Source organism: Ancylobacter sp., assembly GCF_965249975.1.
GTDB lineage: Bacteria > Pseudomonadota > Alphaproteobacteria > Rhizobiales > Xanthobacteraceae > Ancylobacter.
In genome coordinates this window covers 444,011-469,655 of record NZ_CBDFNE010000020.1, presented here as the reverse complement: position 1 = coordinate 469,655, position 25,645 = coordinate 444,011, and the positions used below count along the sequence as shown (strand labels likewise).

Genomic DNA, 25,645 nt, shown 5'->3' with positions numbered 1-25,645 from the left:
ACCTCTGGCTTGGCGCGACCCGGGTGGCGCGCACAGTAAAACACGCCGGACTGCCCGTGGGCGGCCCGGCGTGACTTATCAACGTAACAACGCGCTCAGACGCCGGCAGCGGCCGCGACTTCGGCGGCGAAATCGCTTTCCTGCTTCTCGACGCCCTCGCCGAGGCCGAAGCGGACGAAGCCGACAAGCTTGATCGGCGCGCCGACCTTGCCTTCGCTCTCCTTCACCGCCTGGGCGACCGTCTTCGACGGGTCGTGGATGAACGCCTGCTCGACCAGCGTCACTTCCTTGTAGAAGGTCTTCAGGCCGCTCTCGACGATCTTCTCGACCACATTGTCCGGCTTGCCGGAGGCCTTGGCCTTCTCGGCGAGCACGCCCTTCTCGCGGGCAATCACGTCGGCGTCGATGCCGGCGGCATCGAGCGCCTGCGGGTTGGCAGCCGCGACATGCATGGCGATCTGGCGACCGAGCGCGGCGAGTTCATCCGCCTTGCCTTCCGACTCCAGCGCGACCAGCACGCCGATCTTGCCGAGGCCTTCGCCCACCGAACCGTGGACATAGGCGCCGATGGCGCCCGCCGACACCGCCAGCTTCTTGGAGCGACGCAGGTTCATGTGCTCGCCGATGGTGGCGACGGCGCTGTTGATCGCCTCGGCGACGGTGCCGCCGGCCGGATAGGCCGCGGCCTTCACCGCCTCGACATCGTCCTCGGCGCTCAGCGCGACGGTGGCGATGTCGCGCACGAGCTGCTGGAACTGGTCGTTGCGCGCCACGAAGTCGGTCTCGGAATTGACTTCGACGACGACACCCGTGGTGCCCGATACGGCGAGGCCGATCAGGCCCTCGGCGGCGACGCGCCCGGCCTTCTTGGCGGCCTTGGCGAGGCCCTTCTTGCGCAGCCAGTCGATGGCGGCCTCGATGTCGCCGTCCACCTCGGTCAGCGCGGCCTTGCAGTCCATCATGCCGGCGCCGGTCTTCTCGCGCAGCTCCTTCACCATGCCCGCGGTGATGTTGGCCATGTTCCGTTCCTCAACGATCTCTGTGTCTATCGACGACACGGCCGGCCGGACGAAATCCGGGCCGGCCGTGCGATACAATGCTTGGCGCCGGAATGTGACGCCGTCGCGAAGCGGACGCCGGGGTCACTCGACCTCGGCGGTCAGCTCCTTGGCCTGCGCCACCCAGCCATCGACACGGCCCGGCAGACCGACTTCTTCGCCGAGACGATGGGCGTCGTCAGCGTTGAGGGCGGCGATCTGCCAGAAGTGGAAGATGCCGAGGTCGGTCAGCTGCTTCTCGATCGCCGGCGACACGCCGGTGAGCTTCTTCAGGTCATCGGCGATGCCGCGCGGGCCCGAGAGGGCTTCGAGGCTGGTCCAGGCGGTCTCCGCCGGCAGGTCCTCGACCAGCGGGGCCTCAGCCGCGCCAACATCGATGCCGAGATCGCCATGCGAGCGGCCGATGCCGTCGATGGCGGCGCGGGCGACGAGGTCGCAATAGAGGTTGATGGCGCGACCGGCGTCGTCATTGCCGGGAACCGGGAAGGCGATGCCGTCCGGATCGCAATTGGTGTCGAGGATGGCCGCGACCGGAATGCCAAGGCGGCGAGCCTCGGCGACGGCGAGGTCTTCCTTGTTGGTGTCGATCACGAACAGCAGGTCGGGAATGCCGCCCATGTCACGGATACCGCCAAGGGCGCGATCGAGCTTTTCCTTCTCGCGCTGGAGCGTCAGGCGCTCCTTCTTGGTGTAGCCGACGCCCTCGCCGGCCGCGAGCAGCTCTTCGAGCTTCTTCAGGCGGGCGATGGAGTGGGAAATGGTCTTCCAGTTGGTCAGCATGCCGCCGAGCCAGCGGGAGTTCACATAATACTGAGCCGAGCGCTTGGCGGCATCCGCCACGGCATCGGCCGCCTGACGCTTGGTGCCGACGAACAGCACGCGGCCGCCACGGGCCACGGTGTCGGACACCGCCTGCAGGGCGCGGTGCAGCGCCGGCACGGTCTGGGCCAGGTCGAGAATGTGGATGTTGTTGCGGGTGCCGAAGATGAACGGAGCCATCTTCGGGTTCCAGCGGTGGGACTGATGCCCGAAGTGCACGCCAGCTTCCAGGAGCTGGCGCATAGTGAAGTCAGGAAGCGCCATTGTCGTCTCTCATCCGGTTGGGCCTCCGCGGACATGGCCGTGCCGAGGAATTCGGCTGACGGCACCGGAGCGGTCGTGAAGCCAGCGCCAGGTTGTGACGAGGGGCTCCCGGCCGCGAGTCCGCGTGCGGAATGGCGCGGCTTATAGGGGAGCGCCGTTCCCGTGGCAAGTCCGCCGCTCTCTTCAATCCGGAGTGGGACGCTTCAACAGTCCGGTCAAGGCGCGACCGGTTCGCAGGTTCAACTCCGCAAGGGTGGAAGAAACAAATCCGGGCGTCGCGCTCGACTCCCTGGAGAGGGTGCCCCGCATGTCGCGATAAAGCAGCCCGGCGATAGCGGCCCGTCCGATGCCGCCGCCAGGCGGATTGACCTTATGATGACGCAACTCGGGGGTGAGGAAGGCGTCAATCGCGGCCGCCATCTCCGGCGTCACCTGTGGCCACGGACTTCCGAGCTGTCGCTTCATCCGATCCGTCGCGCCGCGCCAATCCGCGAGCAATTCCTCATAGACGACGAGAGCCCGGGGCAGGCCGCGTGTCCCCCGCTCGGCATCCAGCGTGTAGCGCATCCACAAGCTGAGCGCCCTCCGCGAGCCCATGCCGTCGCGCCGCGCCAGCGATTGCGCAACCTCTAGCGGGTTGCGCAAGGTGAGAACGGCCTCGGTCGCATAGCCCAATTCGTCGAGGACTTCCCGATAAAGCGGAACCAGCCGGCTGATGCGAGGGTCCTTCAGCACCACCGTGGAAGCACCGTCGAACTCGCTTTCCAGCGTGTCGCGCAGCCGGGACCACATGCCCCGCGCCCGCACAACCTCGCTTGGGCACACCGTGATATGCTGCGGCGAATACCAGCGGTGCCCGCACGCGGCGAGGATTTCGTCGTTGAGATCGACGATAGGTTTGGATTCCCAGTGGCCGCGCAGATTGTTCGAGGTCGCACCCATTAGCGTCTGCGGCGTGGCCGCCCCCAGCAGATTGACCGTGCGCGTGAGCGCCGAGGTACCGCTGCGGTGCATGCCAAGGATTAAAATCGCCCGACGTGTCTTTGAACCCTCGAATACCACCGACCCCGACACCTTCCTTTGTGATGCGCGGTAAAAAGGGCATGCCTGCCGCAAAGATCAAGCACAAATGAAACTCAGTAATCGAATAAAATCTGCGCATTTATTCAGACACATACAGACATACCGCGCCACACTCCGAAACATGACGTCTCAGCCCTTGGCGACGCGGCACCGCACGTCATCAAGGTTGAGTACAACCGGGAACAGACTCTGAATTGCACGCCGGCCCCTGCGGGCATGGCGAGGCACGCACAGCAGAGGCGAATCGGCAAGTGCAGGAAGCCCGCACGTAGGGCCTTCCTCACGCTGGATGCGTCTCGCAGACGCCCGGCGCGGCGGCTTTACGCCATCTCGACCATTTCAACACCGGGCACCGCTTTCAGAGCGCCAGCGATCTGCGGCGACAGGCTGAAGCGGCCGGGGAGCTTGACCTCGACTTCGGTGTCGCCGCGCTCACCCAGCAAAAGCACCAGCGACACCTCGCCGTCGCCCCGTGCGCCGCCGAGCGACCCGAGCCGGGTGGCCACGCTTTCCAAGGGCTCCGGCGAGCGCAGGAAGACGCGCATGCCCTTCTGCATTTTCGAGGCCGCCTGGTCGAGCGGCTCCACGGTCTGGATACGCGCGCGCACATCCTCGCCCTGCAATTCCGCCGACACCTGCAGCAACAGGGCCTTGCCGGGCTCAAGCAACTCCCGGTACTGCGCCAGCGCTTCGGAGAACAGCACCGCTTCGAACTGCCCGGACGGATCGGAAAGGCCGACAATGCCCATCTTGTTGCCGGTCTTGGTACGGCGCTCCTGCCGGCTCACCACGGTGGCGGCAAGCCGTCCGGCCATGGAGCCGGCCCGCACCGAACGCGTGAAATCGGTCCAGCGCTGCACACGCAGCCGGTCCAGCGCCTTGCCGTAATCGTCCAGCGGATGGCCCGTGAGGAAGAAGCCGATGGCGTCGTATTCGCGCTGAAGCCTCTCCGCCGGCAGCCACGGCCCGGCGCTGGGAATCGGCAGTTCCGCCGCGACCGACGGGCCACCGAACATATTGCCCTGCCCCGACGCCACCTCGGCCCCGACCGATGCCGCATGGGCGAGCATGCAGTCGATCGCCGCCGAGGCCCGCGCGCGGTTCTTCTCCAGCGCATCGAAAGCCCCGGCATTGACCAGGCTTTCCATCGTCCGCTTGTTCAGCGCCTTGGCGTTGATGCGCGAGGCGAAGTCGGCGAGGCTGGTGAAGGGCCGCTCGCCCCGCGCCTCGACGATGGCGTCGACCGAATGGCCGCCGACCCCCTTGATCGCCGCCAGCGCATAGAGAATGCGCCCGTCCTTCACGGCGAAGTCGCGCCCGGAGTGGTTCACCGAGGGCGGCACGACCTCGATGCCGAGCCGCTGCGATTCCTGCCGGAATTCCGCCAGCTTGTCGGTATTGCCCATGTCGAGCGTCATGGAGGCGGCGAGGAACTCGGTCGCGTAATTCGCCTTCATATAGGCGGTCTGGTAGGACACCAGCGCATAGGCCGCCGCGTGGCTCTTGTTGAAGCCATAATCGGCGAATTTGGCGAGCAGGTCGAAAATCTCCGACGCCTTCGCCTTCGGCACGCCCCGCTCCACCGCGCCATCGACGAAGCGCTCGCGCTGCTTGTCCATTTCGGCGCGGATTTTCTTGCCCATGGCGCGGCGCAGCAGGTCGGCTTCGCCCAGCGAATAGCCGGAGAGCGTCTGCGCGATCTGCATCACCTGTTCCTGGTAGATGATGACGCCGTAGGTCTCCTTCAGGCTCGCTTCCAGCGCGGGATGCGCATAGGCGGCCTTTTCCTGCCCGTTCTTGACCGCGCAATAGACCGGGATATTGGCCATCGGGCCCGGCCGGTACAGGGCGACGAGGGCGATGATGTCCTCCAGCCGGTCCGGCTTCATGTCGACCAGCGCCCGCCGCATGCCGGCGCTTTCCACCTGGAACACGCCGACCGTCTCGCCGCGGGTGAGCATGTCGTAAGTCTTTTTATCGTCGAGCGGAATCGTCGACAGGTCGAGCTTGATCCCGCGCAGGGCGACCAGTCGAACGGCGGTTTGCAGGACGGTGAGGGTTTTGAGGCCGAGGAAGTCGAACTTCACCAGCCCCGCCTGCTCCACCCATTTCATGTTGTACTGGGTGACGGGCATGTCCGAGCGCGGGTCTCGGTACAGCGGCACCAGTCGCGCCAGCGGCCGGTCGCCAATGACGATGCCGGCGGCATGCGTCGAGGCGTGACGGTTGAGGCCCTCCAGCCGGGTGGCGATATCGAAGGCGCGCTTGACGACCGGGTTAGCGTCGCTCTCCCCCTGCAGGCGCGGCTCGTCGTTGATCGCCTGCTTCAGCGTCACTGGATTGGCCGGGTTCTGCGGCACCAGCTTGCACAGCTTGTCGACCTGGCCATAGGGCATTTCCAGCACCCGGCCGACATCGCGCAGCACGCCGCGCGCCTGTAGCGTACCGAAGGTGATGATCTGCGCCACCTGATCGCGGCCGTAGCGCTGCTGGACGTAGCGGATCACCTCGTCGCGCCGCTCCTGGCAGAAGTCGATGTCGAAGTCCGGCATCGAGACGCGCTCGGGATTGAGGAAGCGCTCGAACAGCAGGCCGAAGCGCAGCGGGTCGAGATCGGTGATCGTGAGCGAATAGGCGACCAGCGAACCGGCGCCCGAGCCACGGCCCGGTCCGACAGGAATCCCCTGCGCCTTCGCCCATTTGATGAAGTCCGACACGATGAGGAAGTAGCCGGGGAACTTCATCCGCTCGATGATGCCGAGCTCGAAGGCCAGCCGCGCCTCATAGTCCGCGACCGTCAGGCCCTCCGTCGGCCCGTGGACCGCCAGACGGTTGCGCAGCCCCTCCTCGGCCTGCAGCCGCAACTCCTCCGCCTCGTCGCGGTCGAGGGTGAAGCGCGGCAGGATGGGCTTCACCGTGCGCGGGCGATAGGCGCAACGCTGAGCGATTTCCACCGTGTTCGCGAGGGCTTCCGGAAGATCGGCGAACAGGTCAGCCATTTCCGCGCGCGTGCGGAAACGGTGCTCCGGCGTCAATTGGCGCCGGTCGGGCTCGGCGACGAGGCGGCCCTCGGCGATGCAGATGAGGGCGTCATGGGCCTCATAATCGTCCTGGGCGGCGAAGAACGGTTCGTTGGTCGCCACCAGCGGCAGGTCGAGGCGGTAGGCGAGTTCGATCAGCGCCGGCTCGACCCGGCGTTCCTCGGCGACGCCATGGCGCTGGATTTCCACGTAAAGCCGGTCGCCGAACAGGGCTTTAAGCGTGGCCAGCCGCTGCTCCGCATGGTCGGCACTGCCGGCCGCGAGCGCGCGGTCGATGGGGCCGATGGGACCGCCAGTGAGAGCGATGAGACCGGCCGCTCGGCCTTCCAGCCAGTCCGCCTTGATGTGCGGCGCGCCGTCGGAGGCGGTGTCGAGGAAGGAGCGCGACACCAGCTCCATGAGGTTCATCCACCCCTCCTCGTTCATCGCGAGCAGGACGATGCGCGGGCGCTCCTGCCCGGCGGGGCCGCGGGGGGCCGTGCCGGGAAAATCCACCGCCACGGCGCAGCCGAGAATCGGCTGGATGCCGGCGCCGGCCATCTTTTCCGAGAATTCCAGCGCACCGAACAGATTGCCGGTGTCGGTGAGGGCGATGGCGGGCTGGCGGTCTTTCTTGGCGAGATCGGCGAGCTTGCCGATGCTCAGCGCGCCTTCAAGCAGGGAGAAGGAGGAATGAACATGCAGATGCACGAACCCGACATCAGCCTGCGCCATCTCACATCCCTCCTGCGACTCGAAACTCCCCATGGTGGGCATCGCCGCCGGCGGCGTCCACCCTTGCGGGCGGCTCCTCCCCGCTGTCCTCAGGCGGGACCAGGTAATCGCGCCTCAAACCCCGGTGATCACCCCGGCCCAAAGGCCGATCATGGCAACGAACAGTGCGATGGACGCGAGAGCGGCGGCTTCCTGAACGAGAACGCGGATCATGTCGACCTCCCTGGAACATAGAGAGAACATGACTCCCGCAATCCACATGATCAAGCCATGTTCTTCTTTCGTTCCAGTTCATGGTTGACGAAACGAAAACGCCTCGAACCTCCTCGCACGAATCGCCCAGCGCGCGGAAAGGTGCCAGACTAGGCACCAAGCCTCCATCCTTCGAGGCCCGGCGCCGCCGGGCACCTCGGGATGACGTTGCCCGCTTGTGGTGCTCCCGCCTCAGGCGAGTTCCACCACCTGCCCCTCGCGAAGTGTCACCCGGCGGTGCATGCGGTCGGCGAGGTCGAGATTATGGGTGGCGATCACCGCCGCCAGCCCCGTCGCCTCCACAAGCTGCGACAGCGCATGGAACACATGGTCGGCGGTGTGCGGGTCGAGATTGCCGGTCGGCTCGTCGGCCAGCAGCACGCGCGGCGCGTTGGCGACGGCGCGGGCGATGGCGACGCGCTGCTGCTCGCCGCCGGAAAGTTCGCCCGGCCGGTGTTCCAGCCGCTTGCCGAGGCCGAGATAGCTGAGCAGTTCCTTCGCCCGCTTTGCCGCCTCCCGGCGCGGCAGGCCGCGGATCATCTGCGGCAGCATCACATTCTCCTGCGCGGAGAATTCGGGCAGCAGATGGTGGAACTGGTAGACGAAGCCGACATCGACGCGGCGGATGCGGGTGCGCTCGGCGTCCGACAGGCCGGCGGTGCCGGTGTCGCCGATGAACACCTCGCCCGCGTCCTGATGTTCCAGCAGGCCGGCAATATGCAGCAGGGTGGACTTGCCAGTGCCTGACGGGGCGACCAGCGCCACGGACTGGCCTTCCATCACGGTGAAATTGGTCCCGCGCAGAATTTCCAGCGTGCCCTCGCCCTGGGCATAGCGGCGTTCGATGCTCTCAAGCCGCAGCGCGGCCTTGGGGTAAGCGGTCGACATGGCGCCCTCCTATTCGTAGCGCAGCGCTTCCACCGGATCGAGGCGCGCGGCACGCCAGGACGGGTAGAGCGGGGCGAGAAGGGACAGGATGAGTGCCATCAGCACCACGGTGGCGGTTTCGCCTGCGTTCAGCTCGGCCGGCAGGCGGCTGAGATAATAGAGTTCCGGCGAGAACAGCTCGGTTGAGGTCAGCCAGGAGATGAACTGACGGATCTCCTCGACATTGAGGCAGACGATGAGCCCGAGCAAAAAACCCGCCAGCGTGCCGACCACGCCGATGGCGGCGCCGGTGACGAGGAAGATGCGCATGATCGCCCCGCTGGTGGCGCCCATGGTGCGCAGAATGCCGATGTCGCGCCCCTTGTCTTTCACCAGCATGTTGAGGCCGGAGACGATGTTGAAGGCCGCCACCACCACGATCAGCGTGAGGATCAGGAACATCACGTTCCGCTCCACCTGCAGCGCGTTGAAGAAGGTGGCGTTCCGCTGCCGCCAGTCGACGGAGTAGATTGGGCGCTCCGCCGCCGCCTGCAACAGGGGCTTGAAGCGTTCCACATCGTCCGGCTTGTCGACATAGACCTCGATGGCGGTCACATCGCCATCCTTGTTGAAATAGGCCTGACTCTCCGCCAGCGGCATGAACACGAAGGCGCTGTCATATTCCGACATGCCGATCTCGAACACCGCCGCGATCTTGTAGACCTTGATGCGCGGGGTCGTGCCCATGGGCGTCACCGCGCCGCGCGGGGCGACAAGGGTGAGGTTGTCGCCGGCCTGCAGCGAGAGCTGCTTGGCGAGGCCCGCGCCGATGGCGACGCCGGAGCCCTCGTCGAAGCCCTCCAGCGTCCCAGACTTGATATTGGAACCGATGGCCGGCAGCGCCCGCAGGCTGGCCTCGGAGAGGCCCCGAACCAGCACGCCGCCGGCATTGAAGGCGGAGGAGGCGAGCGCCTGCCCTTCCACCAGCGGCACGGCGAGCTTCACCCCCGGCACGCCGGCAATGCGCTTGGCGACTTCTTCATAGTCGGTCAGCGGCTCGCCCGCCGACTGCACCAGAATATGGCCGTTCAGTCCGAGGATCTTCGACAGCAGCTCGGTGCGGAAGCCGTTCATGACCGCCATGACGATGATGAGCGTCGCCACACCGAGCATGATGCCGAGGAAGGAGAAGCCGGCGATGACCGAGATGAAGCCTTCCTTGCGGCGCGCGCGCAGATAGCGCAGCGACAGCATCCACTCGAAGGCGCTGAACGGCCTGGAGCCGGTGGGCTCCGCGCTGGCGCCCGCCGACGCGGTCTTCGCTGCCTTGGTCCGACGCGCTGCGCTCTTGGCCGCCATGCCTGCTCCGCCCCTCGCCCGGCCTTGATCGGCCGGCACGCGCCTTCAACTCAACCGATGATCCGCTCCAGCGCCGCCGCGATGGTCAGCGTCTCGCGCGAACCGTCCGCCCGCCGCTTCAGCTCCACCGTACCGGCCGCCAGGCCCTTCGGCCCGACGATGATCTGCCAGGGAAGGCCGATCAGGTCGGCGGTGGCAAATTTCGAGCCGGGCCGCTCCGCCGTGTCGTCGTAGAGCACATCGACGCCACGCGCGGTCAGCTCGGCATAGATCGCCTCGCAGGCCTCGTCCGTCGCCGCATCGCCCACCTTGAGGTTCAGCAGCCCGACGCGGAACGGCGCGATGGCCTCCGGCCAGATGATGCCGTTCTCGTCATGCGACGCCTCGATGATGGCGGCGACGAGACGCGAAGGCCCGATGCCGTAGGAGCCCATATGCACGGGCGTCTCCACGCCATCGGGGCCCGTCACCTTGGCGCCCATCGGCTCGGAATATTTGGTGCCGAAATAGAAGATGTGACCCACCTCGATGCCACGCGCCGAGACCCGCTGTTCCTCGGGAATCGCCGCGAAGGCCTCTTCGTCATGCTTCTCTTCCGTGGCCGCATAAAGGCTGGTCCAACGGTTCACGATGTCTTGCAGGCCGGCGGGATCGCGGAAGTCGACGCCCGCCTCCGGCGTGGCCATGTCGAGATAATCGGCATGGCAGAACACCTGGCTCTCGCCGGTGGAGGCGAGGATGATGAACTCATGGCTGTGATTGCCGCCGATCGGGCCGGTGTCGGCGACCATGGGAATCGCCTTCAGCCCCAGCCGGGCGAAGGTCCGCAGATACGCCACGAACATGCGGTTATAGGCGACGACCGCGTTCTCGAAATCGAGGTCGATGGAATAGGCGTCCTTCATCAGGAATTCGCGCGAGCGCATGACGCCGAAGCGCGGGCGCACCTCGTCGCGGAACTTCCACTGGATGTGGTAGAGGTTCAGCGGCAAGTCCTTGTAGGACTTCACATAGGCGCGAACGATCTCGGTCAGCATCTCCTCATTGGTCGGCCCGTAGAGCATGTCGCGCTCGTGCCGGTCCTTGATGCGGAGCATCTCCTTGCCATAGTCGTCATAGCGCCCGCTTTCGCGCCAGAGATCGGCCGACTGGATGGTCGGCATCATGATCTCGATGGCGCCGGAGCGGTTCTGTTCCTCGCGGATGATGTTGCAAATCTTGTCGAGCACGCGCTTGCCCAGCGGCAGCCACGCATAGATGCCGGCGCTCTCCTGCCGGATCATGCCGGCGCGCAGCATGAAGCGGTGCGAGACGATTTCCGCTTCCTTCGGGACTTCGCGGAGGATGGGAAGGAAGTAGCGGGAAAGGCGCATCAGCGGAAACTCACGATTCGGCCGGGATCGGCTGCGTGGCGGCGATGGCGGAGTGAAACCGGATCGCCTCACAAAACACAAGCCCTTGCCCCATGGGCGCGGGCGAATGGCGCAAAGACTGCCTCAACTTAAGGCTTGATGCCCGATCCGCGCCCATTTTTGTTGCAACGCACCATACTCGTATTGCGACGCAAGGATGACAAGGTTCTAAATTTTGCTAGAGTGCCGGCCTCTAGAAAGAGGTCCGCTGAACGCTTTTAGAAGCGTGCTGATCGGTCCAGGTCTCGGGAGGAATGACGGCTAAGAAAGCCCCCTGGCAGACGTCGAAACGGCGCGGAATCAGGTGCGGGCGGCCAGATAAGGAAGGCGGGACTTCGGTCCCGCCTCTTTTTTTGCCTTTTTGCCGGCAGGGCGCCGCCTATTTGGCCTGATAGAGCGGGAACGGCATGGGCAGCATGTCGGAGTTCAGCCGGTCCGTCTCCACCAGCCAGGCGAAGATGAGAACGAGAACCGCCGAGATCACCGTCGTCGCCAGTGCCTTGCGCAGCAGCATCGGCTGCTGCGGCGCGCCCGGCTCCGTGCCGTCCTCGACCGCGCCGTCCTCATGCTGGGAGCGCACGCCGAAGGGCAGGACGGCGAAGATCACCACCCACCAGACGATGAAATAGATCGCGATATAGGTGCCGACGCCCATTGTGCCGCCTCACGCCTGTTCCAGCTCGACCAGCGTGCCGAGAAAATCCTTGGGGTGGAGGAACAGCACCGGCTTGCCATGCGCGCCGAGACGCGGCTCGCCCGAGCCCAGCACCCGCGCCCCCGCCGCCAGCAGGCGGTCGCGGGCGGCGAGGATGTCCTCGACCTCGTAGCAGAGATGATGAATGCCGCCTTCCGGGTTGCGTTCGAGGAACTTCGCGATGGGCGAGTTTTCCCCGAGGGCGCCGAGCAGTTCCACCTTGGTGTTAGGCAGGGTGACGAACACCGTGTTCACCCCATGCTCCGGCTGCGGCGTGACGCCGGACACCTCGCCGCCGAGCGTGTCGCGATAGGTCGCGATCGCCGCTTCGAGATCCGGCACCGCGATGGCGACGTGGTTCAGACGGCCGATCATGCAAGTCCCCTCCCCGTTCCGCCGCGCGGACGCGCCGGCACCGGGGATACGCCGGCGGCACGGAAAAGGCTCACCTCCCGTGTCTGCCGGCTCCCGGCCCACCTGTCATACCGTGATGACAAGCACATGGCAGAGCGGCTTCTTGCCCCAGGCGGCGTTGATCTGGGCGCGTACCGCCCGCGTCACCGATTCCGCGACCGCATCCGGGTCGCGCCGGCGCGGCTTGGGCAGGCCGTCGAGGCAGTTCAGCACCGCGTCCTCCACCACCTCGTCGAGCGGCGTGCCGCCAATGCCGAGGCGCGGCAGGCCGGAAAGGTCGATCATGGGATCGCCGACCACCTCGCCCTTGGACGACATGGCGATGGCGACCGAAACCAGCCCGCTGAAGGAGAGCCGCCGCCGCTCGGAAATCGCCGGGTCCTCGGCGCCGACCAGCACCTGCCCGTCCTTGTAGAGCCGGCCGGAGGGAATCTCCTCGATCACCTCCGCCCCCAGCGAGGGATCGGCGCTGATGAGGCGCACCACATCGCCATCGACCAGCCGGATCACCTCACGCACGCCCATGCGGCGGGCAAGTTCGGCATGTTCGGACAGATGCAGCGGCTCGCCATGCACCGGCACCGCCACTTGCGGGCGCAGCCATTTGTACATCTGCTCCAGCTCGCCCCGGCGCGGATGGCCGGAAACATGCACCAGCCCGTCGCGGTCGGTGATGACCTTTATGCCCTGCAGCACCAGCGCGTTGATGATGCGGTTCACCGCCCGCTCATTGCCGGGAATGGTGCGCGACGAGAAGATCACATGGTCGCCCGGCGACAGGGCGATGTCGGGGTGGTCGTCATCGGCGATGCGCGCCAATGCCGCGCGGGGCTCGCCCTGGCTGCCGGTGAGAATAGCGACCACCTTGTCGCGCGGCAGGAAGCCATAGGCATCGACCGGACGGAAGGGCGGCAGCCCGTCGAGCATGTGCTGCTCGCGCGCCACGCCGATCACGCGTTCCATCGCCCGCCCGACCAGCACCACCTCGCGCCCGGCCTTCACGGCCGCCTCGGCGATCGAGCGGATGCGGGCGACATTGGAGGCGAAGGTCGTCACCGCCACACGGTGCGGCGCGGCGGCGATCAGATCGTGCAGCGCGGCCTGCACATCCACTTCCGAGGGCGAGATACCGTCGCGAATGGCATTGGTGGAATCGCAGATGATCGCCCGCACGCCCTCATCGCCGAGCGCGGTGAAGCGCGCGGGATCGGTGACGTTGCCGACCACCGGAGTCGGGTCGATCTTCCAGTCGCCCGTGTGCACCACCAGCCCGAGAGGGGTGCGGATGGCCAGCGAATGGCTGTCGGGAATGGAATGCGCGACCGGCACGAATTCCACGTCGAACGGGCCGATCTTGCTCCGCCCGCCCGTGGGCACGATGTGGAAGGGAATCTTCGGCGCCCCCGGCTCGCCGAGGCGCCGCGCCTCCGCCAGCGCATGGGTGAAGGGCGTGGTGTAGACGGTGCAGCCGAGACGCGGCCACAAATCCACCAGCGCGCCGATATGGTCCTCGTGCCCGTGGGTGATGACGAGGCCGGCGAGGTTGCCGGCATCGGCCTCACGTTCGAGAAAGCCGACATCGGGCATGATGATGTCGATGCCCGGCACTTCCGGCGGTGCGAAGGAGATGCCGAGGTCGACCGCGAGCCATTTGCGCCGGTTGCGTGGCCCCAGACCATACAGCCCGAGATTCATACCGATCTCGCCGACCCCACCGAGGGGGGCGAAGACCAGTTCGTCCGGCCACTTGCTCACATTCCTGCCTTTCACACTGGCGCGGCGGGCGTGGGAAACACGTCGCCGGCGCTGATCGTCTCGCGCACACCGTCACTGCGGCGCAGCACCATGGCGCCCGAAAAATCGAGTGCCTCGAATACTCCCGCAACCTCCCGGCTGCCAAGCCGGGCCGTCATCGCCTTGCCGAGGCCGCTGGCGCGGCACAGCCAGGCTTCCCGGGTGGCGGCAAAGCCGGCGCCCCGCGCCCATTCCGCCAGCCGCGCCGCCATCGCCGCGTCGAGCGCGGCGAGCAGTGCCGGCGGGTCGGTGGGATAGCCGGCGGCGGCAAGGTCCGTGGTGGGATAGGGCGTGTCGGCGGGATGGTGCGCGCAATTGACCCCGAAGCCAATCACCGTCGCCGCCCGCCCGCCGGGCGCTACCGTGCCCTCTAGCAGGATTCCGGCCAGCTTGGCGCCGTCAATCATCACGTCATTGGGCCATTTGAGGCCGATGCGCAGCGGGTCGATGCCGGTGACGGCGCGCACGGCATCATAGAGCGCGAGCGCGGCGACGAAGCAGAGCTCCGGCTGGCGCGCCGCCGGCGCGGCATCCACCAGCAGCAGCGAGGCATAGAGATTTCCGGGCTCCGACGCCCAAGGGCGGCCGCGCCGGCCGCGTCCGCCGGTCTGCCGCGCGGCGACGAACCAGCAGGGCGCCGCGCCGCCCACCTGGGCGAGCGCGGCTTCGTTTGTCGAACCGACGGTGTCGAAACGGACGACCGGCGTCGCGACCGGCGTGGGCGCCATTCTCAGAAGAGCGCCCGGGCCGCCGCCGCCGCCGCCGCGATCAGCGGCGCGGGATAGACGAAGAACAGCAGGGTGAAGGTGCCGGAAATGGCGAGCACCACCCGCGGCTCCGAACGCATCGGCTCGAAGGCCGCCGCCGGCTCGTCGAAATACATGATCTTGACGATGCGCAGATAGTAGAACGCGCCGACCACGCTGGTGAGCACGCCGATGACGGCGAGCGCATACAGCCCGGCTTCGATCGCCGCCAGGAACACGTAGTACTTGGCGAGGAAGCCGGCCAGCGGGGGAATGCCGGCGAGCGAGAACATCAGCACCGCCAGCATGAACGCCTTCACCGGGCTGGTGCGGGCGAGACCGGCGAGTTCGTCATAGCTCTCGACCATACCGTCCTTGCGCCGCATCGACAGGATGCAGGCGAAGGTGCCGAGCGTCATGACGAGATAGACCGCCATGTAGACCAGCACGCCCTGCACGCCCTGCTCCGTGCCGGCAGCGAGGCCGACCAGGGCGAAGCCCATATGGCCGATGGACGAATAGGCCATCAGGCGCTTGAAGTTGCGCTGACCGATGGCGGCGAAGGAGCCGAGCGCCATCGAGGCGATGGAGACGAAAACGATGATCTGCTGCCACTGATGGGCGACGTTGGGCAGCGCCTCCATGGCGAAGCGCACGAACACCGCCATCGCCGCCACCTTCGGCGCCGAGGCGAAGAAGGCCGTCACCGGAGCGGGCGCGCCTTCGTACACGTCCGGCGTCCACATGTGGAACGGCACGGCCGAGACCTTGAAGCACAGGCCCGCGAAGGTGAACACGATGCCGAAGATCAGCCCGAGCGACGGCTCGCGCGCGGCCTGGGCGATCTGGGCGAAATTCACCGAGCCGGTGAAGCCATAGATCAGCGAGGCGCCGTAGAGCAGCATGCCGGAGGAGAGCGCGCCGAGCACGAAATACTTCAGGCCGGCCTCGGTGGAGCGCACGGAATCGCGGTTATTGGCGGCGATCACGTAGAGGGCGAGGCTCATCATTTCGAGGCCCATATAGAGCGCGATCAGATCGCCGGCCGAGATCAGCACCATCATGCCGAGGGTCGAGAGCAGCACCAGAACCGGGTACTCGAAACGGTCCTGCTTCTCGATCTTCAACCAGTCCACCGACATGGCCAGCGTGCCGCCGGCACCGATCAGCGCCAGCACCTTCATGAAGCGGCCAAAAGCGTCGACCTGGAAGGCGCCGTTGAACAGCGTCGAATCGGCAGGGCCTATGAGCACCAGCACCAGCGCGCCGAACAGGGCGGCGAGCGCCAGCCCGTTCACCGTGTCGGTCGACTTCGGCCCGGCGAAGGCGCCGAGCATGAGCAGCGCCAGCGCGGACAGCGCCAGCAGCAGTTCGGGCAGCGCGGGGCCGAGCGCGGCGAGGGAGAGGGTCATTGGACGGGCTCCGCGATGGTCATGGGTCGGATCAAGGCAGCACCAGCGCGGCGGCCTTGACGGCGCCGACGGCGATGTCGGCGCGGGCAACGATCGCGTTCACCGCGACATTGCAGGCGTCGAGGATCGGCTGCGGCCAGACGCCGAACAGGATGGTGAAGAACAGCAGCGGCACGAGCGAGGCCATCTCGCGCGCGTTCACGTCGCCGAGACCCTTCAGGCTGTCCTTTTCCAGCGGACCGAAAATGATCCGCCGGTAGAGCCAGAGCGCATAGGCCGCCGAGAGGATCACGCCCGTGGTGGCGAAGAAGGCGACCCAGGTGTTGCGACCGAAAGTGGCGAGCAGGGTGAGGAACTCACCGATGAAGCCCGACGTGCCCGGCAGGCCGACATTGGCCATGGTGAACACCATGAACAGCGTGGCGTAGATCGGCATGCGGAAGACGAGGCCGCCATAGGCGGAAATCTCGCGGGTGTGCATGCGGTCATAGACCACGCCGACGCACAGGAACAGCGCGCCCGAGACGAAGCCGTGGCTGACCATCTGGAACACCGCGCCCTGGATGCCTTCCTGGGTCAGGGTGAAGATGCCCATCGTCACATAGCCCATATGGGCGACGGAGGAGTAGGCGATCAGCTTCTTCATGTCCTCCTGCATCAGGGCGACCAGCGAAGTGTAGACGATCGCGATCACCGAGAGCGTGAAAACGAAGGGCGCGAAATAGGCCGACGCCTCCGGGAACATGGGCAGGGAGAAGCGCAGCAGGCCGTAGCCGCCCATCTTCAAGAGGATGCCCGCCAGAATGACCGAGCCGGCGGTCGGCGCCTCGACATGCGCGTCGGGCAGCCAGGTGTGCACCGGCCACATCGGCATCTTCACCGCGAAGGAGGCGAAGAAGGCAAGCCAGAGCCAGTGCTGCATCCCCGAGGGGAAGTTGAAGGTCAGCAACTGGGTGATGTCGGTGGTGCCGGCCTGCCAGTACATCGCCATGATGGCGAGCATCATCAGCACCGAACCGGCGAGGGTGTAGAGGAAGAACTTGAACGTCGCGTAGATGCGCCGCTTGCCGCCCCAGATGCCGATGATGAGGAACATCGGGATCAGGCCGCCTTCGAAGAAGAAGTAGAACTGCAGCAGGTCCAGCGCAGCGAAGGTGCCGATCATCAGCGTTTCGAGCACCAGGAAGCAGATCATGTACTCCTTCACGCGGTGCTGGATCGACTCCCAGCTCGCCAGGATGCACATCGGCATCAGGAGCGTGGTCAGCACGATGAAGGGCAGCGAAATGCCGTCCACGCCCATGCGGTAGGCGGCGACATCGCCGAGCCAGGGCTGGTATTCGGTGAACTGGAAGTCCGGGTTCGACGGATCGAAGCCGACCAGCAGCAGCAGCGAGATGACGAAGGTGACGAGGGTCGCCCACAGCGCCACCCAGCGGGCGTTGCGCTTGGCGACCTCATCGTCGCCGCGGATCATCAGGACGATCAGCAGCGCGCCGACGAGCGGCAGGAAGGTGACGACGGAGAGAATGGGCCACTCATACATCAGTGCGCGCCCCCGAACATGAACCAGGTGATGAGGGCCGCGACGCCCACCAGCATCACGAACGCATAGTGGTAGAGATAGCCGGTCTGCAGCCGCACGACGCGGTTGGTCACATCGATGACGCGGGCCGAGACGCCGTTCGGGCCGTAGCCGTCAATGACCCGCACGTCGCCCTGCTTCCACAGGAAGCGGCCGAGCCACATGGTCGGACGGACGAACAGGAAGTCATACAGCTCGTCGAAGTACCACTTGTTGAGCAGGAAGCGGTACAGAACGTCGTTCTGCTTGGCGAGCGCCTTCGGCACGGCGGTGTTGGCGATGTACATCCAGTAGGCGACGGCGAAGCCGAGCGCCATCATCACCGTCGGGGCCCACTTCGCCCAGCCGGGAATGTGATGCATCTCTTCCAGGATCTTGTTGTCCGACGCCATGAAGATCGACTCCCGGAAGAAGTGATCGACATCGTGCCCGACGAAGTACGGGTAGAGGATCATGCCGGCGAACAGAGCGCCGAGCGAGAGCACGCCGAGCGGGATGAGCATGGTCAGCGGCGATTCATGCGCGTGGTCGTAGGTGTGGTGATCCGCGCGCGTCTTGCCGTGGAAGGTCATGAACATCTGCCGCCAGGTGTAGAAGGCGGTGAGCGCCGCCGCCGCGACCGTCATCACCCAGGCATAGGTGGCGGCGGGGCTGTGGCTGACGAAGGCGGTCTCGATGATCGCGTCCTTGGAGAAGTAGCCGGCGGTGAAGGGGAAGCCCGTCAGCGCCAGGCCACCGATCATCATGGTGGCGTAGGTGAAGGGGATCTTCCGCCACAGGCCGCCCATGTGGCGCATGTCCTGCTCATGGTGCATCGCATGGATGACCGAGCCGGCGGCAAGGAACAGCAGCGCCTTGAAGAAGCCGTGGGTGAGCAGGTGGAACACGCCGACGGAATAGGCGCCGGTGCCGAGCGCGACGAACATGTAGCCGAGCTGCGAGCAGGTGGAATAGGCGATCACGCGCTTGATGTCGTTCTGCACGCAGCCAACCGTCGCCGCGAAGAAGGCGGTGGACGCACCGACGAACAGCACCACGTTCAGCGCCGTGTCCGACAGTTCGAACAGCGGCGACAGGCGCGCCACCATGAACACGCCGGCCGTCACCATGGTGGCGGCGTGGATGAGCGCCGAGACCGGCGTCGGGCCTTCCATGGCGTCGGGCAGCCAGGTGTGCAGGCCGAGCTGCGCCGACTTGCCCATGGCGCCGATGAACAGCAGCAGGCAGATCACCGTGGGCGCGTGCCACTCATGGCCGAGGAACAGGATGTTCTTGTCCATCAGCGAGGGCGCGGCCGCGAAGACCTGCTCGAAAGCCACCGAGCCGGTCATGAGATAGACCGCGAAGATGCCGAGCGCGAAGCCGAAATCGCCGACGCGGTTGACGATGAACGCCTTCATCGCCGCCGCGCAGGCCGACGGCTTGTCGTACCAGAAGCCGATGAGCAGGTAGGAAGCGAGACCGACACCCTCCCAGCCGAAGAACAGCTGCACGAGGTTGTCGCTCGTCACCAGCATCAGCATGGCGAAGGTGAACAGCGAGAGATAGGCGAAGAAGCGCGGGCGGCTGGGGTCCTCGTGCATGTACCCCATGGAGTAGAGGTGCACGAGCGAGGACACGGTGGTGACGAGGATGAGCATCACCGCGGTCAGCGTGTCGACGCGGATCGCCCAGCTGACATCGAGCTTGCCCGACGCGAACCAGGTGAACAGCTCCACCGTGCCGTCATGACCGCCAAAGGCGGTCTGGAAGAACACGATCCACGCGAAGAAGGCGGAGATCATGAGCAGACCGGTGGTCACCAGCTCCGAGGCGCGGGCGCCGATCAGCCGGCCGAACAGGCCGGCGATGAGAAAGCCGACGAGGGGAAGAAATACGATCGCCTGGTACATGAAGCCCGCTCAGCCCTTCATGGTGTTGATGTCCTCGACGGCGATCGACCCGCGATTGCGGTAGAACACCACGAGGATGGCGAGGCCGATGGCGGCCTCGGCGGCGGCGACCGTCAGCACGAACAGGGCAAAGACCTGTCCGACGATGTTGCCGAGGAAGACGGAGAAGGCGACGAGGTTGATGTTCACCGCCAGCAGGATGAGCTCCACCGACATCAGGATGACGATGACGTTCTTCCGGTTGAGGAAGATGCCGAGCGTGCCGAGCGTGAACAGGATCGCCGCGACGGTCAGATAGTGCGGAAGGCCGATCGCCATGGCTCAGAGCCCCTTGCCGGAAGGCACCTTGACGACGTCGATCGCCATAGCCTTGGTGCGCGCGTTCTGGACCGGAATGCTCTGGCGCTTCACATTCTCCTTGTGGCGGAGGGTCAGCACGATGGCACCGATCATGGCGACCAGCAGGATGAAGCCCGCCGCCTGGAAGAAATAGACGTAATCCGTGTACAGCACCCGGCCGATGGCGACCGCGTTCGACACGCCGGGCGCGGCGGAGGTGACCGCACCGGTGACGCCGGCGCCGAAGGTCCACGAGCCGACGACCAGCACCAGCTCGGCGAGGAACACCATGCCGATCAGCACGCCGACCGGCAGATACTGCAGGAAGCCCTGGCGCAGCTCGACGAAGTCCACGTCCAGCATCATGACCACGAACAGGAACAGCACCGCGACCGCGCCGACATAGACCACGATGAGCAGCATCGCGATGTATTCGGCGCCGATCAGGATGAACAGGCCCGAGGCGTTGACGAAGGTCAGGATCAGGAACAGCACCGAATGGACCGGGTTCCGCGACGCAATGACCATGAAGGCCGAGGCCACGGCGACCCCGGCGAAGAGATAGAAGAACAGCGCGGCGAGGCTCATGCCCGGCACCCCCCAGTCATTCCGGCGCCCGCCGTTGCGGCGGGCGCAGCGCGAACGGCCCTAGCGGCCCTTATCGTTTCGGTCTTCACGTTCCCAGCCCCCAGCGCTCAACGATACGGCGCGTCAAGCGCCATGTTGCGCGCGATCTCGCGCTCCCAGCGGTCGCCATTCGCGAGCAGCTTGGCCTTGTCGTAATAGAGTTCTTCGCGCGTCTCGGTGGCGAACTCGAAGTTCGGCCCCTCGACGATGGCATCGACCGGGCAGGCTTCCTGGCAGAAGCCGCAATAGATGCACTTCACCATGTCGATGTCGTAACGGGTGGTGCGGCGCGTGCCGTCATTGCGGCGCGGACCGGCCTCGATGGTGATGGCCTGCGCCGGGCAGATCGCCTCGCACAGCTTGCAGGCGATGCAGCGCTCTTCCCCGTTGGGATAGCGGCGCAGCGCGTGCTCGCCACGGAAACGCGGCGACACCGGGTTCTTCTCGAAGGGATAGTTGATCGTCGCCTTCGGCTTGAAGAAATAGCGCATCGCCAGGAAGAACGCCGAGACGAACTCGGTGAGCAGCAGCTGGCGTGCGGCCAGATCCAATCTCATGTCGCTCTCCTCAATCGGCCAGGGCCGCGGCAAGCCCAAAGCCCACCAGCGGCATCGAAACGGCGAAGACGCGGATCGCCGTCTTCCACCATGAAATCACTCCCGCCAGCTGATCAGCGCTCAGCTTGCGGGCTTCCCTTGAACCGCGGATCGAGGTTTCGACGACCCGCGGCAGTATGAACCATTCGAGTGCGCCAAACACCGCACCCGCAGCCGCGCCGGCCCAACCGACAGCGGAGGCTTCCATCAGGGCGTGGAGCGTGCCCTCATCCATCTCATCCCCCCGCCGCCGCAAGGCCGGTGAAGTGCAGGACGGAGGCCACGATCACCACCATCGCCAGCGAGATCGGCAGGAACACCTTCCAGCCGAGCCGCATAAGCTGGTCGTAGCGGTAGCGCGGGACCATCGCCTTCACCATGGCGAACATGAAGAACACCAGCAGCACCTTCAGCAGGAACCAGACGATGCCCGGCACCCAGGTGAAGGGCGCGATTGGCACCGGCGGCAGCCAGCCGCCCATGAACAGGATGGCGGTCAGCGCGCACATGGTCATGATCGCCACATACTCGCCGAGCATGAACATCATGTACGGGGTGGAGCCGTACTCCACCATGAAGCCGGCGACGAGCTCGGATTCCGCTTCGCCGAGATCGAAGGGCGGGCGGTTGGTCTCGGCCAGCGCCGAGATGAAGAAGATCACGAACATCGGGAACAGCGGCAGCCAGTACCAGCCCAGGATGCCCCAGGAGGTGTTCTGCGCCTCGACGATGGCCGAGAGGTTCAACGAGCCGGCGCACAGCAGCACGGTGACGATGACGAAGCCGATGGAGACCTCATAGGACACCATCTGCGCCGCCGCGCGCAGCGCCGACAGGAACGGGTACTTTGAGTTCGACGCCCAGCCGGCCATGATGGTGCCGTACACGCCGAGCGAGGAAATGGCGAAGATGTAGAGCACACCGACATTGATGTCGGCCACGACCCAGCCGGCGTCGATCGGCACCACGGCCCAGGCGGCGAGCGCCAGCAGGCAGGTGACGAAGGGCGCGAGCAGGAACACGCCCTTATTGGCGCCGTCGGGAATGACCGGCTCCTTCAGCACGAACTTGATCAGGTCGGCGAAGGACTGGAACAGGCCGAACGGCCCGACCACGTTGGGGCCGCGACGCAGCTGCACCGCCGCCCAGATCTTGCGGTCGGCCAGCAGCACATAGGCGACGATGATCAGCAGGCCGACCAGAAGCCCGAGGCTCTGGGCGACGATGATGAGCACCTGTATCAGCGTGTCGAACCAGGTCGTTTCGGTCATGTGCTCCCTCCCCTCACTCGGCCGCCGCCGCGTGGCGGCTGGACGCGAGCGCGGAGCATTCGGCCATCACGGCGGAGGCGCGGGCGATCGGATTGGTGAGGTAGAAATCGGTGACGGCGACGGCGAAAGGCCCGCTCGCCGGGGTGCCACCGGCCGAGGCCAGCGCATTGACGGCCGCCGCATCGGCCGGCGTGACATGGTCAAGCCGGGCGAGATGCGGATACGCCGCATAGAGCGCGGCGCGCAGCTGCGCCAGGCTGTCGAAGGGCAGGCGGTGGCCGACGACATCGGACAGCGCACGCAGCACTGCCCAGTCCTCGCGCGCTTCCCCGGGCGGGAAAGCGGCGCGGTTGGCGACCTGCACCCGCCCTTCCGTGTTCACATAGGTGCCGGACTTCTCGGTATAGGCCGCGCCCGGCAGGATGACGTCGGCGCGATGGGCGCCGCGGTCGCCATGCGTGCCGAGATAGACGACGAAGGCGCCGGGCGCGATGTCGATCTCGTCCGCGCCGAGCGCGAACAGAACGTCCACCCCGCCGGGATTGGTCATCGCCACCGCGTCGAGCCCGCCCTCGCCCGGCACCGCGCCGATATCGAGCGCGCCGACGCGCGACGCCGCCGTGTGCAGGACGGAGAAGCCGTTCCAGCCCTCCTTCACCGCGCCGACGGAGACCGCCAGCCGCGCCGCCTGCGCCAGCACCGCCGCGCCGTCCGGACGGGCGAGAGCGCCCTGCCCGATCAGGATCAACGGACGCTGCGCGCCCTTCAGCACCTCGGCGAAGCCGCCGTCCTTGGCGAGGTCGGCCAGCGTGTCGGAACCGGCGCCGAGATAGTCATAGGGGTAGGTCAGGTCGACATGCGGGCCGACCAGGCCGATGCGGAAATTGCCCTGCAGCCAGCGCTTGCGGATGCGGGCATTGAGCACGCTCGCCTCAAGGCGCGGGTTGGAGCCGATGATGAGCAGCGCATCGGCCTGCTCGATGCCGGCGATGGTCGCGTTGAACAGATAGCTGGCGCGGCCGAGCGCGGGATCGAGCTTCGCGCCGTCCTGCCGGCAATCAATGTTCGCCGAGCCGAGCGAGGCGAGCAGCGACTTCAGCGCGAATGCCTCTTCCACCGAGGCGAGATCGCCGACCAGACCGCCGATGCGATGGCCCGGCACGGCCTTCACCTTGGCCGCGATGGCGGCGAAGGCCTCCGGCCAGCTCGCGACCTTCAGCTTGCCGCCGACGCGCACATAGGGGCGGTCGAGGCGCTGGGTCTTGAGGCCGTCCCAGATGTAGCGGGTCTTGTCGGAGATCCACTCCTCGTTCACGTCTTCATTCAGACGCGGGAGGACGCGCATCACTTCGCGGCCGCGGGTGTCGACACGGATGTTCGAGCCGACAGCGTCCATCACGTCGATGGATTCGGTCTTCGACAGCTCCCACGGGCGGGCGTGATAGGCATAGGGGCGCTGAGTCAGCGCGCCGACCGGGCAGAGATCGGCCACATTGCCCTGCAGCTCCGAGGACAGCGCCGCTTCCAGATAGGTGGTGATTTCCATGTCCTCGCCGCGCCCGATGGCGCCGAGTTCGGCCACGCCTGCCACTTCGGTGGTGAAGCGCACGCAGCGGGTGCACTGGATGCACCGGGTCATGGAGGTCTTGATCAGCGGGCCGATATACTTGTCTTCGACCGCGCGCTTGTTCTCGGCATAGCGGGACGTGTCCACGCCATAGGCCATGGCCTGGTCCTGCAGGTCGCACTCGCCGCCCTGGTCGCAGATCGGGCAGTCGAGCGGGTGGTTGATGAGCAGGAACTCCATCACCCCTTCGCGCGCCTTCTTCACCATCGGCGACTTGGTGAGGATGACCGGCGGCTCGCCATTCGGGCCGGGGCGCAGATCGCGGACATTCTGCGCGCAGCTCGCCGTCGGCTTGGGCGGGCCGCCCTTCACCTCAACGAGACACATGCGGCAATTGCCGGCGATGGACAGGCGCTCATGGAAGCAGAAGCGCGGGATTTCCGCGCCCGCGGCCTCGCAGGCCTGGAGCAGCGTGAACTCCGGCGGAACATCCAGCTCGATGTCGTCGACGATGATCTTGGCCATGATGCTCTCTTACTCCGCCGCCACCGGCACCGGGTCGGAATGCGGGTTCGCCGAATACTGGTCGATCCGCTTTTCGATCTCGGGACGGAAATGCCGGATCAGGCCCTGCACCGGCCACGCCGCCGCATCGCCGAGCGCACAGATGGTGTGGCCCTCGACCTGGGTGGTGACCTGCAGCAGTAGATCGATCTCGCGCTTCTGCGCCCGGCCCTCGACCATGCGGTCGAGCACGCGCCACATCCAGCCCGTGCCTTCGCGGCAGGGGGTGCACTGGCCGCAGCTCTCGTGCCGGAAGAAATAGGAGATGCGGGCAATCGCCCTCACCACGTCGGTGGACTTGTCCATGACCAGCACGCCGGCGGTGCCGAAGCTGGACTTCACCGCGCGGCAGCCGTCGAAGTCCATGATCAGGTCTTCGCACTGGTCCGCCGGGATGATCGGGCAGGAGGCGCCGCCGGGGATGATGGCGAGCAGATTATCCCAGCCGCCGCGCACGCCGCCGCCATGCTTCTCGATCAATTCCTTGAACGGGATGCTCATCGCCTCTTCGACGATGCAGGGCGTGTTCACATGGCCGGAAATGCCGAACAGCTTGGTGCCGACATTGTTGGCGCGGCCGATGGACGAGAACCAGGCCGCGCCGCGCCGCAGGATGGTGGGGGCAACCGCGATGGATTCGACGTTGTTCACCGTCGTCGGGCAGCCATAGAGGCCGACATTGGCCGGGAAAGGCGGCTTCAGCCGCGGCTGGCCCTTCTTGCCCTCAAGGCTTTCCAGCAGCGCGGTTTCCTCGCCGCAGATATAGGCGCCGGCGCCATGGTGGACATAGATGTCGAAGTCCCAGCCATGCACGTTGTTCTTGCCGATCAGCCGGGCCTCATAGGCCTGGTCGATCGCTGCCTGCAGGTGCTCACGCTCCTGGATAAACTCGCCGCGCACATAGATATAGGCGGTGTGCGCGCCCATGGCGAAGCCCGCGATCAGGCAGCCTTCGACCAGATGGTGCGGGTCGTGGCGCAGGATTTCACGGTCCTTGCAGGTGCCCGGCTCGGATTCGTCGGCATTGACGACGAGGTAGTGCGGGCGCCCGTCATTGTTCTTGGGCATGAACGACCATTTGAGGCCGGTCGGGAAGCCGGCGCCGCCGCGCCCGCGCAGGCCCGAGGCTTTCATATGCTCGATGATGAAATCGCGGCCGGCGTCGAGGAACAGCTTGGTGCCGTCCCACGAGCCGCGCTTCAGCGCGCCCTGCAGCCCCCAGTCATGGTGGCCGTAAATATTGGTGAAGATGCGATCCTTGTCGGCAAGCATGGT

The 25,645-nt window shown here is 66.2% G+C and carries 21 protein-coding genes; all 21 read right to left on the bottom strand.

Annotated elements, in window-relative coordinates:
• Positions 1-95 precede the first annotated feature (95 nt).
• A complete protein-coding gene (tsf, locus tag ACP2AH_RS20180) occupies positions 96-1,019 on the bottom strand; it encodes a translation elongation factor Ts (protein WP_425107433.1) in 924 nt (307 codons plus the stop codon).
• A 123-nt stretch (positions 1,020-1,142) separates the two neighbouring features.
• Complete coding sequence (locus tag ACP2AH_RS20175; protein ID WP_425107432.1) at positions 1,143-2,141, bottom strand: 30S ribosomal protein S2; 999 nt, start codon at positions 2,139-2,141, stop codon at positions 1,143-1,145.
• A gap of 183 nt (positions 2,142-2,324) precedes the next feature.
• Positions 2,325-3,203, bottom strand: coding sequence for a sulfotransferase family protein (locus ACP2AH_RS20170; protein ID WP_425107431.1), 879 nt, complete (start codon positions 3,201-3,203; stop codon positions 2,325-2,327).
• 341 nt (positions 3,204-3,544) lie between these two features.
• Positions 3,545-6,979 (bottom strand): DNA polymerase III subunit alpha, encoded by a 3,435-nt coding sequence (dnaE, locus tag ACP2AH_RS20165; RefSeq protein WP_425107430.1) that lies wholly within the window; start codon positions 6,977-6,979, stop codon positions 3,545-3,547.
• 444 nt (positions 6,980-7,423) lie between these two features.
• Complete coding sequence (locus ACP2AH_RS20160) at positions 7,424-8,119, bottom strand: ABC transporter ATP-binding protein (RefSeq protein ID WP_425107429.1); 696 nt, start codon at positions 8,117-8,119, stop codon at positions 7,424-7,426.
• 9 nt (positions 8,120-8,128) lie between these two features.
• Positions 8,129-9,352 carry a lipoprotein-releasing ABC transporter permease subunit gene (locus tag ACP2AH_RS20155; RefSeq protein WP_425107506.1) on the bottom strand — a complete coding sequence of 408 codons (1,224 nt, stop codon included), beginning with the start codon at positions 9,350-9,352 and terminating at the stop codon, positions 8,129-8,131.
• 155 nt (positions 9,353-9,507) lie between these two features.
• On the bottom strand, positions 9,508-10,830 hold the full coding sequence (proS, locus tag ACP2AH_RS20150) for a proline--tRNA ligase (RefSeq protein WP_425107428.1): 1,323 nt from the start codon (positions 10,828-10,830) through the stop codon (positions 9,508-9,510).
• 418 nt (positions 10,831-11,248) lie between these two features.
• On the bottom strand, positions 11,249-11,524 hold the full coding sequence (locus ACP2AH_RS20145; protein WP_307018058.1) for a DUF1467 family protein: 276 nt from the start codon (positions 11,522-11,524) through the stop codon (positions 11,249-11,251).
• A gap of 9 nt (positions 11,525-11,533) precedes the next feature.
• Positions 11,534-11,938: a methylmalonyl-CoA epimerase gene (mce, locus tag ACP2AH_RS20140; protein ID WP_425107427.1), complete on the bottom strand. Its 405-nt coding sequence runs from the start codon at positions 11,936-11,938 to the stop codon at positions 11,534-11,536.
• 105 nt (positions 11,939-12,043) lie between these two features.
• On the bottom strand, positions 12,044-13,672 hold the full coding sequence (locus ACP2AH_RS20135; protein ID WP_425107505.1) for a ribonuclease J: 1,629 nt from the start codon (positions 13,670-13,672) through the stop codon (positions 12,044-12,046).
• 71 nt (positions 13,673-13,743) lie between these two features.
• A complete protein-coding gene (locus ACP2AH_RS20130; protein WP_425107426.1) occupies positions 13,744-14,499 on the bottom strand; it encodes a biotin--[acetyl-CoA-carboxylase] ligase in 756 nt (251 codons plus the stop codon).
• Between the two features lie 2 nt (positions 14,500-14,501).
• Positions 14,502-15,929: an NADH-quinone oxidoreductase subunit NuoN gene (nuoN, locus tag ACP2AH_RS20125; RefSeq protein ID WP_425107425.1), complete on the bottom strand. Its 1,428-nt coding sequence runs from the start codon at positions 15,927-15,929 to the stop codon at positions 14,502-14,504.
• A gap of 31 nt (positions 15,930-15,960) precedes the next feature.
• Positions 15,961-17,475, bottom strand: a complete 1,515-nt coding sequence (locus ACP2AH_RS20120) for an NADH-quinone oxidoreductase subunit M (protein WP_425107424.1) — start codon at positions 17,473-17,475, stop codon at positions 15,961-15,963.
• A complete protein-coding gene (gene nuoL, locus ACP2AH_RS20115; RefSeq protein WP_425107423.1) occupies positions 17,475-19,406 on the bottom strand; it encodes an NADH-quinone oxidoreductase subunit L in 1,932 nt (643 codons plus the stop codon). Before nuoL ends, ACP2AH_RS20120 begins: the two co-directional genes overlap by 1 nt.
• A gap of 9 nt (positions 19,407-19,415) precedes the next feature.
• A complete protein-coding gene (gene nuoK / locus ACP2AH_RS20110) occupies positions 19,416-19,724 on the bottom strand; it encodes an NADH-quinone oxidoreductase subunit NuoK (RefSeq protein ID WP_244376396.1) in 309 nt (102 codons plus the stop codon).
• A gap of 3 nt (positions 19,725-19,727) precedes the next feature.
• The gene (locus ACP2AH_RS20105) at positions 19,728-20,333 is read right to left on the bottom strand and encodes an NADH-quinone oxidoreductase subunit J (protein ID WP_307018072.1); all 606 of its coding nucleotides are present in this window, start codon (positions 20,331-20,333) and stop codon (positions 19,728-19,730) included.
• Between the two features lie 107 nt (positions 20,334-20,440).
• Complete coding sequence (gene nuoI / locus ACP2AH_RS20100) at positions 20,441-20,929, bottom strand: NADH-quinone oxidoreductase subunit NuoI (protein ID WP_018963955.1); 489 nt, start codon at positions 20,927-20,929, stop codon at positions 20,441-20,443.
• 10 nt (positions 20,930-20,939) lie between these two features.
• Positions 20,940-21,203 carry a hypothetical protein gene (locus ACP2AH_RS20095; protein ID WP_425107422.1) on the bottom strand — a complete coding sequence of 88 codons (264 nt, stop codon included), beginning with the start codon at positions 21,201-21,203 and terminating at the stop codon, positions 20,940-20,942.
• A 1-nt stretch (position 21,204) separates the two neighbouring features.
• Positions 21,205-22,239 carry an NADH-quinone oxidoreductase subunit NuoH gene (nuoH, locus tag ACP2AH_RS20090; RefSeq protein WP_244376393.1) on the bottom strand — a complete coding sequence of 345 codons (1,035 nt, stop codon included), beginning with the start codon at positions 22,237-22,239 and terminating at the stop codon, positions 21,205-21,207.
• 13 nt (positions 22,240-22,252) lie between these two features.
• Entirely contained in the window at positions 22,253-24,331 is a 2,079-nt protein-coding gene (nuoG, locus tag ACP2AH_RS20085; protein ID WP_425107421.1) for an NADH-quinone oxidoreductase subunit NuoG, read from the bottom strand.
• A gap of 9 nt (positions 24,332-24,340) precedes the next feature.
• On the bottom strand, positions 24,341-25,642 hold the full coding sequence (gene nuoF / locus ACP2AH_RS20080) for an NADH-quinone oxidoreductase subunit NuoF (protein WP_244376391.1): 1,302 nt from the start codon (positions 25,640-25,642) through the stop codon (positions 24,341-24,343).
• Positions 25,643-25,645: the final 3 nt, after the last annotated feature.